Raw genomic sequence first — 14,016 nt, forward strand, 5'->3', positions numbered from 1 at the left:
CTCCTGAAGAGGCCGCCCCCACCCGTCGGACGCTCAGAACTTGTTGCGCGGGGTGAGACCCAACGACATGCCGGAAAGGCCGCGCTGACGGCCGCTCAGCTTGTCCGCGATGGAACGCAGCGCGGAGCCGGCGGGGGAGTCCGGGTCCGACAGGACGACGGGCTTGCCCTCGTCGCCGCCCTCGCGCAGACGCACGTCGATCGGGATGGACCCGAGCACCGGAACCTCGGCTCCGATCGTCTTCGTCAGCCCCTCGGCGACCCGCTGTCCGCCTCCCGAACCGAACACGTCGACCATCTCGTCGCAGTGCGGGCACGGCATGCCCGACATGTTCTCGACGACACCGACGATCTTCTGGTGGGTCTGCACGGCGATGGAGCCGGCCCGCTCGGCCACCTCGGCAGCAGCCTGCTGCGGGGTCGTGACGACCAGGATCTCGGCGTTCGGCACGAGCTGCGCCACGGAGATCGCGATGTCACCGGTGCCCGGCGGCAGGTCGAGCAGCAGGACGTCCAGGTCGCCCCAGTACACATCGGCGAGGAACTGCTGAAGCGCGCGGTGCAGCATGGGTCCGCGCCACACCACCGGAGCGTTGCCCGGGGTGAACATGCCGATGGAGATCACCTTCACGCCGTGCGAGGACGGCGGCATGATCATGTTCTCGACCTGGGTGGGCTTGCCGTCCGCGCCGAGCATCCGGGGCACGCTGTGCCCGTAGATGTCCGCGTCGACCACACCGACCTTGAGCCCGTCGGCTGCCATCGCCGCCGCGAGGTTCACCGTCACCGAGGACTTGCCGACCCCGCCCTTGCCGGACGCGACCGCGTAGACCCGGGTCAGCGAGCCAGGCTTGGCGAACGGCACCTCGCGCTCCGCCGTGCCGCCGCGCAGCGAGGAGGCGAGTTCCTTGCGCTGTTCGTCGCTCATCACGTCGAGCGTGACCTCGACCCGCGACACGCCCTCGACGCGGGCCACCGCGTCGGTCACGTTCTTGGTGATCGTCTCGCGCATCGGGCAGCCGGAAACCGTGAGATACACGGTGACAGCGACTACACCGTCAGGATCGATCTCGACCGACTTCACCATGCCCAGCTCGGTGATCGGTCGGTGGATCTCCGGGTCGTTCACTGTCGCCAGTGCTTCACGCACCGCGTCTTCCGTAGCCATACCGACGATGGTACGGCGCGGGTACCTACGGGCGGGTAGCCCCTCCGCGGTCGCCTTCGTCACTATCGGCGGGAAGGAGCATCCGGCGCTCCTCCATGTCCTTGACCAAGACCTCCAGCTCCGAGCGGATCCAGTCCCGGGTGGCGACCTCCCCGAGGCCCATCCGGAGTGCGGCGATCTCCCGGCTGAGGAACTCGGTGTCCGCGATCGAGCGCTCGTTCTGCTTGCGGTCCTGCTCGTGGGTGACCCGGTCGCGGTCGTCCTGCCGGTTCTGCGCGAGGAGGATCAGCGGGGCCGCGTAGGAGGCCTGGAGGGACAGCATCAGGGTCAGGAAGATGAAGGGGTACTCGTCGAACCGCAGTTCCTCCGGCGCGAAGATGTTCCACACCACCCAGATGATGATGATCAGCGTCATCCAGACGATGAACCGCCCGGTGCCCAGGAAACGGGCGATGCGCTCGGAGAACCGGCCGAACGCCTCTGGGTCGTACTCGGGCAGCAGCCGGCGCCGCGGTGCCTTGGGAAGGTCGAGCCGGGGCCGCGGCGGGCGCACGATGCCCGACGCGCCCGTCGGCACGGCCCTCGAACGGTCCTCAGCGGCCACCGGCGATCCCCTCCTCGCCCTGGAAGTCGGTCTCGCGCCAGTCCTCCGGGAGCAGGTGGTCCAGCACGTCGTCGACGGTCACCGCGCCCAGCAGCGATCCGCTCTCGTCCACCACGGGCACCGAGACCAGGTTGTACGCGGCCAGATAGCTGGTCACCTCCGGCAGCGGGGTGTCCGGCGTCAGGGGGACGAGATCGCTGTCGGCGATCGAGCTGACCAGGGTGAACGGCGGATCCCGCAGCAGCCGCTGGAAATGCACGGTGCCCAGATACTTGCCGGTGGGGGTCTCGTCCGGCGACCGGCAGACGTACACCTGGGCGGCCAGCGCGGGGGACAGGTCCTGCTGGCGGACCCTGGCCAGCGCGTCCGCGACCGTCGCGTCGGGCCGCAGGATGATCGGCTCGGTCGTCATCAGCCCGCCCGCGGTCCGCTCCTCGTACGACAGCAGGCGCCGTACGTCGGCCGCGTCGTCCGGCCGCATCAGGGCGAGCAGCCGTTCCTTGTCCGCCTCCGGCAGCTCCGAGAGCAGGTCGGCCGCGTCGTCCGGGTCCATCGCCTCCAGGACGTCCGCGGCGCGGTCCTCCTTCAGTTTGCCCAGGATCTCCACCTGGTCGTCACCGGGGAGCTCCTCCAGGACGTCCGCGAGCCGGTCGTCGTCCAGGGCGGCGGCGACCTCGGCCCGGCGTTTGGGCGTCAGGTGGTGCATGGCGTTGGCGACATCGGTGGGGCGCAGCCGCTCGAAGGTCGCCACCAGGCTCTCGGCTCCCTGCCCGTGCTCCTCCAGCGAGAAGCCGCTGATCGACGACCACTCCACGGTCAGCGTCTCGCCCTTGCGGCGCAGGGCCCCGCCGCGCCCCTTGCGTACGAAGAACTTGTCGATCTCCCAGTCACGGCGGGCCGGGAGCTGCTGGATGGCGACGTCGAGGACGGTCACCTCCTCGTCCGTCTCCACGAGGCGAACCCGCCGGTCAAGGAACTCGCCGAGCACGAGTCGCTCGGTCGGGCGCTGCTCGAAGCGCCGCATGTTGACCACGCCGGTGGTGATGACCTGGCCCGACTCGACGCCCGTCACCCGGGTCATCGGCACGAAGATGCGCCGCCGGCTCACGACCTCGACGACCATGCCGAGAAGCCGTGGCGGCTTGCCGCCGACCCGGAGCATCGCCACCAGATCGCGCATCCGGCCGACCTGGTCGCCATTGGGGTCGAACACCGGTACGCCGGCGAGGTGCGAGACGAAAACCCTGGGAGTGCCTGCCGCCATCCTGTGCGCCTCCCTCTGTCCCTCACATCCTCCTTTGCCGTGATCAGGCTAGCCCGTACCGGTGCGTGCCGCCCTGGCGGACCGTCCGTAAGGAGCTCTGCCGAATGGTGTACGCGGCACGGGTACGCTGCCGTCTGCCAACCCCCGACACACAGATGAGAGGCAGTGCGCCCGTGACCTCTTCCGCCCCGGCCGTCCGGGCCCGTCGCCGGACCGCTTTCGCCGTGGTGCTCTGCGCGGGGCTGACCGTCGCGCTCACGGCCTGCGCCGGAGAGGACCCGGACAAGGGGACCAACGGCGTCGGCAAGCTGACGGCATCGCAGATCGACAAGAAGGCGCGTGCCGCCGCGGATGCCGCGGACGCCGTGCGGCTGACGGGCAAACTGGTCAGCAAGGGCGGGACGTACACCCTGAACATGCGGCTCAGCGGCAAGGGCGGCACGGGATCGGTCACCTCGAAGCAGAACACCTTCGCGCTGCTGCGCATCGGCGACGAACTCTTCCTCAAGGCCGACGCCGGCTTCTGGAAGAACGAGCAGGGCGACGACGGCAGCGACCAGGCCGCCGACAAGCTCGACGGCAAGTACGTCAAGGTCCCCGAGGACGACCCCACCTACCAGCAGCTGCGCGGCTTCACGGAGAAGGACACGCTCCTCGACGGGATGCTCACCCTGCACGGAAAGGTCAACAAGGGCGACCGGGACACGGTCGGCGGGGTGCGCACCGTGCAGATCATGGGGGGAGAGGGTGAGGGGGGCGCACTGGACGTCTCCCTCCAGGGCACTCCGTATCCCCTGCGCGTCGCCCGTGGAGGGGGCGGCGGCACCGTCACCCTCGCCGACTGGGGCAAGACCTTCGCGCTCGAGGCGCCGGCCGAGGACGACACCGTCGACTACGGCGGGGAGCTGCCCAAGTCCTCCGGCTGACGGCGCCGTCAGCGCTTCCCGCGGCGCTTCCGCAGCAGCCGGGGGAGCGCGGCGGGCGCCGTCCGCCGGGTGGTCGCCCCGGTGGGCAGCGGCGGCGCGGCCAGTGAGCCGTCCGGATGCCCGGTGCTGGACGCGCCGGGCGTCAGCCGTACGACCCGGCATTCACGCGCCCAGCGCTCCGTCAGCTGTTCGGAGTCCGGGGCGTTCAGCCGCTTGCCCTTGAGCTCGCCGACCGCCGCCTCCCACTCCTCGGAGTGCGGCTCCAGCACGGTTACGGCGGCGGTCCAGGCCACGAGCCTGCCGCCCTTGTCCTTGCTGCGCACGGTGACCTCGGCGGTGGCGCCGTCGTCCAGCCCGGCCGGGAGCGGCTGCTCCCCGGGGCCGTCCCCGACGAGCACGGCCGCACTCTCGTGCCACACGTGCCACAGCGGCCGGGAGGGCCCGGTGCCCCGCACCCAGATCAGACCGGACTTCTTGGTGGCCTCCTCGACGAGAGCCCGGGCAAGCAACACGTCAGCAGCAGTCATGCCCGAACTCTATTAGAGCCAGCCGTTGCGCTTGAGGGTGCGGTGGATGGAGAAGCAGACGACGCCGATGAGTGCCAGCACCATCGGATAGCCGTACGTCCACCGCAGTTCGGGCATGTGCTCGAAGTTCATGCCGTAGACCCCGCAGATCATCGTCGGTACGGCGATGATGGCCGCCCAGGACGTGATCTTGCGCATGTCCTCGTTCTGGGTGACGGTCGCCTGCGCCAGATTGGCCTGGAGGATCGAGTTGAGCAGCTCGTCGAAGCCGATGACCTCCTCATGCACCCGGGCCAGGTGGTCGGCGACGTCGCGGAAGTACTTCTGGATGTCGGGGTCGATCAGCCGCATCGGGCGCTCGCTCAGCAGCTGCATCGGCCGCAGCAGGGGCGACACTGCGCGCTTGAACTCCAGCACCTCACGCTTCAGCTGGTAGATCCGGCCCGCGTCCGACCCGCGCGGGCTGCCCTTGGAGGGAGTGGAGAACACGTCGATCTCCACCTCGTCGATGTCGTCCTGGACCGAGCCCGCCACCGCGATGTAGCCGTCCACGACGTGGTCGGCGATGGAGTGCAGCACTGCGGAGGGCCCCTTGGCGAGCAGCTCGGGATCCTCCTGGAGGCGGTGGCGCAGGGCGCGCAGCGAACCCTGTCCGCCGTGCCGGACGGTGATCACGAAGTCCCGCCCGGTGAAGCACATCACCTCACCGGTCTCGACGACCTCGCTGGTCGCGGTCAGTTCGGCGTGCTCGACGTAGTGGATCGTCTTGAAGACGGTGAAGAGCGTGTCGTCGTACCGCTCGAGCTTGGGCCGCTGGTGGGCGTGGACCGCGTCCTCGACGGCCAGCGGGTGGAGGCCGAACTCCCGGGCGATACCGGCGAATTCCTCCTCGGTCGGCTCGTGAAGACCGATCCAGGCGAAGCCGCCCTCCTCCCGCACGCGCAGCATGGCCTCGCGGGGTGTCAGGCAGGAGACCTCGGTGAGCCGGCGCCCGTCCCGGTAGACCGCGCAGTCGACGACGGCGCTGGAGGCGGAGGGGTCACGGGTGGCGTCGTAGCTGTTGTACGGGGTGTTGCTCTTGCGCAGGGACGGGCGCACGGCGGCGCGCAGGTCACGGATCATCGACATGGCTGGCTCCTCTTCACGGAGGGCCGTCGGCGGGGCACGTGGAACAGCCCGGAATGGGGACGTGCGCTCACGTCCGCAAAGCGGGCGGCACCGCGCGGGCACGATGACGGCGTTCGCTACAGACAGGCAAAAACGAGGGGCTCTTCCGGTGCGCGAACTGCCGTGCTGACGTCCGGGAAGGGTGTCAGATCACAGAAGGAAGGCGTCGTGCGGAAGGGCGGTTGGTACTGCACGGTCGACTTGGATCCACCGCAGCCCCACCTCCTCCGGCCGGTCCCCCGTGGGGGATCACGTGTTGTCAGGACTGAGAGCGACGCTTCTGCGTGCTGTCCCGACCGACGCCTCAGGCTATCAGCCAGGTGAGGAGCCAATCCCTTCCTTTGCCCGTTCGGGACGCGTTCTATGCTCGCGGCATGGGAGAAATTCTTGATCTGGTCGAGGCCCGGCTCCGTACGGCGCTGGGTGAGCCGGACGCGCGCGCCGATGTGACGTTCCTCGGGACGGACCGCATCGAGGTGCTCCGCTTCATCGACGGCGATGTGGTGCGCTACGCCACGCTCGGCATGTCCGCCCAGCCGATGGCCGACCCGACCTCGCCCCTCGCCGACCCCGTGAAGGGCCCACGCGCCGAACTGGTCCTGTCCGTACGGCTGGGGCTCGCCGACACCGACCAGGTGCTGCGGCCGCTCGCGGTACTGGCGGCCTCCCCGCAGGTCGAGGGGCTGATCGTGGCCCCCGGGGCGTCACTGGACCTCGGCCAGCCGCTGTGGACCGGGGCCCCCTTCAGTTCCGTCCTGGTCGCCGAGCCGGGGGGCCTGGTCGAAGACCTGGAGCTGGACGCCCCGATGGACCCGGTGCGCTTCCTTCCGCTGCTGCCGATGACGCACAACGAGGCCGCCTGGAAGCGGGTCAGGGGCGCGCAGGAGCTCCAGGAGCGCTGGCTCTCGCAGGGGACGGACCTGCGGGATCCACTGCGCGCGTCCGTGCCGCTGGACTGAGCCACCGGGTGAGGGAAACCCCGCCGCGCGGCAAGGGGGGAACCGCGGGCGGGGCCGGAAAGGGAGACCGGGAGGGCCGGCCGGGTCGGCCCGGTCAGTCGGCGAGGACGGTGACGCCGTCCTCCGCGGCGTGGCGGGGCTCCAGTTCCGCGGCCTCGTGGGTCAGTGCGGAGCGCCGGACCCAGACCACCACCGCGCCGACGAGGGCCGCGATCGCGGCGACCACGAACGGGATGTGGATGTCGCTCCACTCCTCGATCTTGGGCGCGAGGTAGGGCGCCGCGGCAGCGGCGAACCAGCGGACGAAGTTGTAACCGGCGCTCGCCACCGGGCGCGGCGCGTCCGACACGCCCAGGGCCAGTTCGGTGTAGACGGTGTTGTTCATGCCGATGAAGGCGCCCGAGACGATGGTGCAGACGATGGCCGTCGTGTGGTCGCCGTATCCGAGGATGACCAGGTCCGCGGCGAGCAGCACGAGGGAGCCGCCGACCACCTTCAGTGAGCCGAAGCGCCGCTGCAGGCGCGGTGCGACGAGCACCGAGAAGACGGCGAGCAGCAGGCCCCAGGCGAAGAAGACCGCACCCGACCTGTACGGCGACATGTCGAGCACGAACGGCGTGAAGGCCAGGATCGTGAAGAACGCGTAGTTGTAGAAGAACGCCGACGTGGCGACCGAGGCCAGCCCGCCGTGGCCGAGCGCCTTGACCGGGTCGAGCAGCGAGGTCTTCCGGGCGGGCTTGGGCTGCTCCTTGAGGAACACGGTGATGCAGAGGAACCCGATCGCCATCAGGGCGGCGGTGCCGAAGAACGGGTAGCGCCAGCTGGCGTCACCGAGCAGGGCGCCGACCAGGGGCCCGCACGCCATGCCGAGGCCGAGCGCCGACTCGTACAGCAGGATCGCCGCCGCACTGCCGCCGGCGGCGGCGCCGACGATCACCGCGAGGGCGGTGGACACGAACAGGGCGTTGCCCAGGCCCCAGCCGGCCCGGAAGCCGACCAGCTCGGCGACGGACGAGGACGTGCCGGAGAGCGCGGCGAAGACGACGACCAGCGCGAGGCCGCCGAGCAGGGTCTTGCGTCCGCCGATGCGGCTGGAGACGAAACCGGTCACGAGCATCGCGACCGCGGTGATCAGGAAGTACGAGGTGAACAGCAGGGACACCTGGCTGGGTGTGGCCTCGAGTCCCTTGGCGATGGACGGCAGGATCGGGTCCACCAGACCGATCCCCATGAAGGCCACGACCGAGGCGCCCGCCGTGGCCCAGACGGCCTTCGGCTGACGCAGGATGCTGGTCGCCCCTTCGTCGAACGGATCCTCTCCCTGCATGGGTTCTCTCGCTCTCCACTAGGTCGTTGCGTCATACAAAGAATAAGTTAGACGCCCTAATAAGTGCAAGCTACATTTATCTCTGCCGGCCGGAGGCGCGCTGCGGACGGGTGATCGTCCTTGACGCGGCGACGACCGGAGAGGACCGTTGGGCGCTATGAGGGGCGAACCCAGTTGCCCGAAGTGCGGTGGCCGGGTCAGGGCGCCCGGCCTTTTCGCCGATGCCTGGCAGTGCTCCACACACGGTCAGGTGCACCCGATGCAGCCGGTGGTCCCACCCAGCGTCGAGGCGCTGGGTGTGGTGGTGCACCGGGCCCAGGTGCCGGTGTGGATGCCCTGGCCGCTCCCGGTGGGCTGGCTGTTCACGGGTGCGGCGTACGCGGGTGACGACCGCAGCGGTGGCAGGGCCACCGCCGTCATGTGCTCGGGCCCCGGGCCGCTCGGAGGCATGGGCGAGCTGATGCTCGTCGCCGAGGAACTGGGTGTCGGGCTCGGCGCGCGCTACGCCGGGATCGACGGCCCCGACCCCGGGTCCGGCCTGCGCGTCGATACGGCCCCGGATGCCAAGGTGCTCGCGGCGGGACGCCCCACCGCGCTCTGGCACGTCAAGGACGCCCCCGCCGACCGGGCGGTCTTCGCGGGCGAGGCGCGTGGCCTGTGGCTCTGGGCGATCGTCTGGCCCGAACAGTCCGGGCTCCTCATGTACGACGAACTGGTGCTGACCGATCTGCGTGACGCCGGCGGGGAAGTGGACCTCCTGCCGTGCGGAGCGCTCACCCCGCGGCTGATCACACCGCCCTGACCTGGTCGCGTCGCTCAGGACGGGGCCGGAAGGGTGACGCCCGGCGGTTACCCTTGAGCGTCCCCTGTCCGTCCGCCAGCACTGGAGTACGCGTCGTGCGCATCGATCTGCACACCCACTCCACCGCTTCGGACGGCACGGACACCCCCGCCCAGCTGGTGGCCAACGCCGCCGCGGCGGGCCTCGACGTCGTCGCACTGACCGACCACGACACGGTCGGGGGCCATGCGGAAGCCGCAGCCGCCCTTCCCGAGGGCCTCACGCTCGTCACCGGCGCCGAGCTCTCCTGCCGCGTCGACGGTGTCGGCCTGCACATGCTGGCCTACCTCTTCGACCCGTCCGAGCCCGAACTGGCCCGTGAGCGCGAACTCGTCCGGGACGACCGGGTGCCACGGGCGCAGGCCATGGTGGTCCGGCTCCAGGAGCTGGGCGTTCCGATCACCTGGGAGCAGGTCGCGCGGATCGCCGGGGACGGGTCCGTCGGCCGCCCGCACGTCGCGACCGCGCTCGTGGAGCTGGGGGTCGTCGACACGGTCTCCGACGCCTTCACCTCGGCCTGGCTCGGCAACGGCGGACGCGCGTACGCCGACAAGCACGAGCTCGACCCGTTCGACGCTGTCCGCCTGGTCAAGGCCGCGGGTGGTGTCACCGTCTTCGCCCACCCGCTCGCCGTCAAACGAGGTGCGGTGGTCCCCGAATCAGTGATCGCGGGGCTGGCCGAAGCCGGGCTGGACGGCATCGAGGTCGACCACATGGACCACGACGAGCCCACGAGGGCCCGGCTGCGGGGGCTCGCCGCCGAGCTGGGGCTGCTGCCGACCGGGTCCAGTGACTACCACGGCACCCGCAAGACCGTCCGGCTCGGGGAGTACACCACCGATCCCGAGATCTACGGCGAGATCACCCGGCGCGCCACGGGAGCGTTCCCCGTGCCGGGCGCCGGCGGACCGCTCCCCGCGTAACGGGGCCCTTTCCCTCCCCTTCCTCTCCGTCGCGTCCTCGCGCGCCCGGTGTCCTCGTGACGTGCCGGCGCGCGCATCCTCCTGTTCGGCCCGCTCTTCTCTCGCAAGGCTCACCGTGTTCGACATCGCTGTCTTCGGATCCCTCTTCCTCACCCTTTTCGTGATCATGGATCCGCCCGGAATCACCCCGATCTTCCTGGCCCTCACCGCGGGCCGCCCCGCCAAGGTGCAGCGCAGGATGGCCCTGCAGGCCGTCGCCGTCGCCTTCGGCGTGATCGCCGTCTTCGGCCTGCTCGGCCAGCAGATCCTCGACTACCTGCATGTCTCGGTACCCGCGCTGATGATCGCGGGCGGGCTCCTCCTGCTGCTCATCGCGCTGGACCTGCTCACCGGCAAGACGGACGAGCCGACGCAGACCAAGGACGTCAACGTGGCGCTGGTGCCGCTCGGCATGCCGCTGCTCGCGGGCCCCGGCGCGATCGTCTCGGTGATTCTCGCGGTGCAGAACGCCGACGGGACCGCCGGTCAGATCTCGGTCTGGTCGGCGATCGTCGCGATGCATCTCGTGCTCTGGGTCACCATGCGGTACTCGCTGCTGATCATCCGCGTGATCAAGGACGGCGGCGTGGTCCTGGTGACCCGGCTCGCCGGAATGATGCTCTCGGCCATCGCCGTGCAGCAGATCATCAACGGCGTCACGCAGGTCATCCAGAACTCCTGAGGCCCGCGTCCGGACGCACAGCGCCCCCGCACAGGCCTTCCGTGCGGGGGCGCTTCGTCTTCTTCAGCTCGTCATTCGCTCGAAATCAGCGACACGAAGCGATGCAAGGTGTTACGAAGCCGACGTGTCGGCCGGCCGGATGTAGATGCGCTGGCCCATCGAGGCGGCCTGCTGCACGATCCGGTTGACGGAGGCGGCGTCCACGACGGTGCTGTCCACGGCGGTACCGTCGACATCGTCGAGTCGCATGATCTCGAAGCGCATATGGCTTCCCTTCGTCTGATCCTCCTGCTGGAGAACTACTGGGAGGACGGGCTGGCCGTCCGCAAGGATGGGAGCGCAAGACGCCTGCGTCCCGCGCTCCACAGGGGGTACAACGGCTTGCCTATCGCAAACATTCCCTACGCTAAGGAAATTTTTTGGATGTCTAAGTACCCGTCGGTAATCAGCCATGCGCGGACAATGAGGTCCGCATGAGTCACGCGGACACGCGGACGGACGAAGGACCGGGCATCCGCGAGCAGCTGGACCGCACCAACGAGCTGCTCCTGCGGGTGCTCGCCGAGGTGTCGAAGACCCCTTCCACCCACGCGATCTTCGTGGACGCGGGCTACGTCTACGCGGCAGCCGGCCTGCTCGTCACCGGCACCGAGGACCGCCGCTCCTTCGACCTGGACGCGGAGGGGCTGATCGAGGCATTCATCGACAAGGCCCGCACGATCTTCGCGGACAGCAGGCTGCTGCGCGTGTACTGGTACGACGGGGCCAGGCGCCGGATCCACACCGTCGAGCAGCAGTCCATCGCCGAGCTCCCCGACGTCAAGGTCAGGCTCGGCAACCTCAACGCCAACAACCAGCAGAAGGGCGTCGACTCGCTCATCCGCACCGACCTCGAGTCACTCGCCCGGCACCGCGCCATCAGCGACGCGGCACTCGTCGGCGGCGACGAGGACCTGGTCTCGGCGGTCGAGGCCGCCCAGGGCTACGGCGCCCGCGTCCACCTCTGGGGCATCGAGGCCGGCGAAGGCCGTAACCAGGCCGAGCCACTGCTGTGGGAGGTCGACAGCCAGCGCACCTTCGACCTCGACTTCTGCCGCCCGTACGTGACCCGGCGCTCCGTCACGATGTACGAGGACGACAGCCCGGCCCCCGCACGCGAGGACGTCCGCTTCGTCGGAGCGCAGATCGCCGCCGGCTGGCTCTCCTCGCGCGGCCGGGAGGCCCTCGCAGACCTGCTGCCCGGGCACCCCTACCTCCCCGGCTCCGTCGACCAGGACCTGCTCGTCGAGGCCGAACGGCTGCTCCAGCACTCGCTGCGCGGCCACGCCCACCTGCGCCGGGCGCTGCGCGACGGCTTCTGGCAGCACCTGCAGGCGCAGTACTGACGGTCGGGTCGGTTACTCTCACGCACACATGTGCGAGGGGGAGGACCCGAGTTGAGCAAGAGTCACAGAATCATCACCGCTGCGCTGGTACCCACGTTGGCCCTGGGGATGGCCGGCCTGGGCGCCACGGCCGCAATGGTGCTGGCGACCGCACCCGCGGCGGTCGCCGCCCAGTCCGGGCCGTGGAGCGAGCCGGCGGCTTTCACCATCACCGACGAGGTCGTCGAAGCCGTCGATGTGCGGACCACATCGGACGGCAGCGTCGTCGCACTCTGGTACCGGACGGTGGACGAGACCCAGCAGCTCGAACTGTCCGTCGCCGTCCGCCCCGCCGCGAGTGCCGAGTGGGGCTCCACCACGGTGCTGGACGTCCTGCCGGCAGGGCGGGAGAGCGTTTCGCTCGTGACGGGCCCGGACGGTTCGGCCACCGTCACCTGGGTGAACAACCTGGGAAGCAGTTCCGTGCTGCGCACGGCGACGCTCGGCAAGGGAGCTGCGTCGTGGTCCGCCGCCACGGACATCGCGACGGACACACTCGTCGGCGAGGTCGCCTTCGCCGGTTCCCCTTCCGGCAAGAGCGTGGCCGTGTGGCGCAAGAGCGAAGGCCGTAACAGCCTGCTGTACGTCTCCGAGCGCTCCGGCCCCGACGGGGCATGGTCGGCGCCCGCCGTGCTCGTCGCCGCCGACGCCTACTGGCCGCAGGCCGCCGTCTCCGCCGACGGCGCCGTCACGGTCGCCTGGATGCACAACGTCGAGGCGGGCAGCACGGTGAAGACCGTCGGCAAGGCCGCCGGCGCCACCGGATGGAGCGCCCCCTCGGAGCTCTCGGCGGCCGGCGAGGGAGGAGCTCCGCGCCTTTCCCGAGGGGCGGACGGCACCACTGCCGTGGCCTGGGTCCGGCACGAGGAGGGAGCCGAGGGGACAGAGATCGTCTCGGCGGTCAGGCCGACGGACAGCAGCGAGTGGGGTGCGCTCCACACGTCCGCGGTGGGGGACTCGGCCCAGCTCACGGACCCCCTGGTCGGGCCGGACGGCGACGTCACCCTCGTATGGGTCGACTACGACGAGGCGTTCGGACTGCGGACGTCCACCCGCTCGGCGGCCACGGGTGACTGGTCCGGGATCAGGACGCTGTCCAGCGCCTACGTGCCCGAGCAGTTCGACGCGGACATCGGCGCCGACGGCACCGTCCAGGCCGGCTGGGTGCAGGACGACGAGAACGGCAGGTCCTTCTACACCGCCGCCCGCACCGACGGTGTCTGGGCGTCGGCGACGAAGCTCAGCAAGGCTCCGTCCGACTACGCCGAAGGAGAGGTCGCCGTCGGTCCCGACGGCGGCGCGACGGCCGTCTGGGCGCAGGGCTACCAGCTGTGGACGGCGGGCACCGGGTTGGAGGCCGCCGTGCCTGCCGCCGCGCGCCGGGACTACGCCGGGGCGGACGGTTTCCCCGACCTCTACGCCCGGACGGCCACGGGCGGACTGCTCGTCTACAAGGGCAACGCTTCCCACATCGTCTCCGCCAGGGCCGACGGCGGTACGTGGCCCACCACCTCCACCCTCATCCCGTTCGGGGACCTCGACGGGGACGGATGCAACGACACGCTCGTACGCGACAGCACGGGCGCGCTGAACCGCTACACACCGGACTGCGGGGACGTCGTCACCCCCACGTCGCCCTCCGCCCCGGTGGGCACCGGCTGGAACGGCTTCGACGGCTTCTCCTACTCCGGAGACCTCGACGGTGACGGACGCCCCGACCTGATCGCGCGCCAGATCTCGACCGGGGACCTGTACATGTACGCCGGAACCGAGGCGGGGAAGCTCACCCGGGCGGGGAGGATCGGCACCGGCTGGAAGTCCCTGACCATCGTGGGGGCCGGTGACCTCAACAAGGACGGGGTCGGCGACCTCCTCGCCCGCACCACCGCCGGCGACCTGTACCGCTACGACGGGAACGGCTCCGGTGGTGTCCGGGCCGGCGTCAAGATCGGCTCCAGCTGGAACGGCATGGCGGACATCGTCGGCATCGGCGACCTCACCGCCGACGGTACGGACGACATCGTCGCGCGGACCACCGCCGGTGACCTGTACCGCTACGACGGGAACGGCTCCGGTGGTGTCCGGGCCGGCGTCAAGATCGGCTCCGGCTGGAAGCCCTTCACCCAGGTGAGCTGACCGAGCGGAGCTCCCGGGGCGGCACAGATC

14 protein-coding genes are annotated in these 14,016 nt (G+C 70.2%); 7 read left to right on the forward strand and 7 right to left on the reverse strand.

Going from position 1 to position 14,016, the window contains the following annotated elements; all coding sequences use genetic code 11:
* Positions 1 to 33 precede the first annotated feature (33 nt).
* From ACFWFI_RS31485 to ACFWFI_RS31495, 3 genes are read right to left on the reverse strand one after another with little or no spacing between them, the layout of a single operon-like run.
* Positions 34 to 1,167, reverse strand: a complete 1,134-nt coding sequence (locus ACFWFI_RS31485; RefSeq protein WP_387396772.1) for an Mrp/NBP35 family ATP-binding protein — start codon at positions 1,165 to 1,167, stop codon at positions 34 to 36.
* A 25-nt stretch (positions 1,168 to 1,192) separates the two neighbouring features.
* Positions 1,193 to 1,771, reverse strand: coding sequence for a DUF1003 domain-containing protein (locus ACFWFI_RS31490; protein ID WP_387396773.1), 579 nt, complete (start codon positions 1,769 to 1,771; stop codon positions 1,193 to 1,195).
* Positions 1,761 to 3,035, reverse strand: coding sequence for a magnesium transporter MgtE N-terminal domain-containing protein (locus ACFWFI_RS31495; protein ID WP_387396774.1), 1,275 nt, complete (start codon positions 3,033 to 3,035; stop codon positions 1,761 to 1,763). Before ACFWFI_RS31495 ends, ACFWFI_RS31490 begins: the two co-directional genes overlap by 11 nt.
* Positions 3,036 to 3,208: 173 nt before the next feature.
* Between ACFWFI_RS31495 and ACFWFI_RS31500 the strand changes: the two genes are divergently transcribed.
* Positions 3,209 to 3,961 (forward strand): hypothetical protein, encoded by a 753-nt coding sequence (locus tag ACFWFI_RS31500; RefSeq protein ID WP_387396776.1) that lies wholly within the window; start codon positions 3,209 to 3,211, stop codon positions 3,959 to 3,961.
* 8 nt (positions 3,962 to 3,969) lie between these two features.
* Here ACFWFI_RS31500 and ACFWFI_RS31505 read toward each other — a convergent pair whose 3' ends face one another.
* Positions 3,970 to 4,488, reverse strand: coding sequence for a hypothetical protein (locus ACFWFI_RS31505; RefSeq protein ID WP_387396778.1), 519 nt, complete (start codon positions 4,486 to 4,488; stop codon positions 3,970 to 3,972).
* A gap of 12 nt (positions 4,489 to 4,500) precedes the next feature.
* Positions 4,501 to 5,616: a magnesium and cobalt transport protein CorA gene (locus ACFWFI_RS31510; protein ID WP_387396780.1), complete on the reverse strand. Its 1,116-nt coding sequence runs from the start codon at positions 5,614 to 5,616 to the stop codon at positions 4,501 to 4,503.
* Between the two features lie 413 nt (positions 5,617 to 6,029).
* Here ACFWFI_RS31510 and ACFWFI_RS31515 point away from each other — a divergent pair, with 413 nt between their 5' ends.
* Entirely contained in the window at positions 6,030 to 6,614 is a 585-nt protein-coding gene (locus ACFWFI_RS31515) for a suppressor of fused domain protein (protein WP_387396782.1), read from the forward strand.
* Between the two features lie 94 nt (positions 6,615 to 6,708).
* Here the strand turns inward: ACFWFI_RS31515 and ACFWFI_RS31520 are convergent, their stop codons facing one another.
* Positions 6,709 to 7,941 (reverse strand): MFS transporter, encoded by a 1,233-nt coding sequence (locus ACFWFI_RS31520; protein WP_387396785.1) that lies wholly within the window; start codon positions 7,939 to 7,941, stop codon positions 6,709 to 6,711.
* Between the two features lie 157 nt (positions 7,942 to 8,098).
* Between ACFWFI_RS31520 and ACFWFI_RS31525 the strand changes: the two genes are divergently transcribed.
* The 3 genes from ACFWFI_RS31525 to ACFWFI_RS31535 all read left to right on the forward strand — a co-directional run bounded on the left by ACFWFI_RS31525 (position 8,099) and on the right by ACFWFI_RS31535 (position 10,426).
* Positions 8,099 to 8,743, forward strand: coding sequence for a DUF6758 family protein (locus tag ACFWFI_RS31525; RefSeq protein WP_387396787.1), 645 nt, complete (start codon positions 8,099 to 8,101; stop codon positions 8,741 to 8,743).
* Between the two features lie 95 nt (positions 8,744 to 8,838).
* A complete protein-coding gene (locus ACFWFI_RS31530; RefSeq protein WP_387396789.1) occupies positions 8,839 to 9,705 on the forward strand; it encodes a PHP domain-containing protein in 867 nt (288 codons plus the stop codon).
* A 115-nt stretch (positions 9,706 to 9,820) separates the two neighbouring features.
* Positions 9,821 to 10,426 carry a MarC family protein gene (locus ACFWFI_RS31535; protein WP_383115942.1) on the forward strand — a complete coding sequence of 202 codons (606 nt, stop codon included), beginning with the start codon at positions 9,821 to 9,823 and terminating at the stop codon, positions 10,424 to 10,426.
* Between the two features lie 111 nt (positions 10,427 to 10,537).
* Here ACFWFI_RS31535 and ACFWFI_RS31540 read toward each other — a convergent pair whose 3' ends face one another.
* Complete coding sequence (locus ACFWFI_RS31540; RefSeq protein ID WP_175420788.1) at positions 10,538 to 10,690, reverse strand: hypothetical protein; 153 nt, start codon at positions 10,688 to 10,690, stop codon at positions 10,538 to 10,540.
* A gap of 209 nt (positions 10,691 to 10,899) precedes the next feature.
* On the opposite strand from ACFWFI_RS31540, the gene ACFWFI_RS31545 reads away from it, so the two are divergent.
* Both ACFWFI_RS31545 and ACFWFI_RS31550 read left to right on the forward strand, forming a co-directional pair.
* A complete protein-coding gene (locus ACFWFI_RS31545; RefSeq protein ID WP_387396791.1) occupies positions 10,900 to 11,811 on the forward strand; it encodes an NYN domain-containing protein in 912 nt (303 codons plus the stop codon).
* 51 nt (positions 11,812 to 11,862) lie between these two features.
* The gene (locus ACFWFI_RS31550) at positions 11,863 to 13,986 is read left to right on the forward strand and encodes an FG-GAP repeat domain-containing protein (protein ID WP_387396793.1); all 2,124 of its coding nucleotides are present in this window, start codon (positions 11,863 to 11,865) and stop codon (positions 13,984 to 13,986) included.
* Positions 13,987 to 14,016: the final 30 nt, after the last annotated feature.

The organism is Streptomyces sp. NPDC060209, assembly GCF_042728155.1.
Taxonomy (GTDB): domain Bacteria; phylum Actinomycetota; class Actinomycetes; order Streptomycetales; family Streptomycetaceae; genus Streptomyces.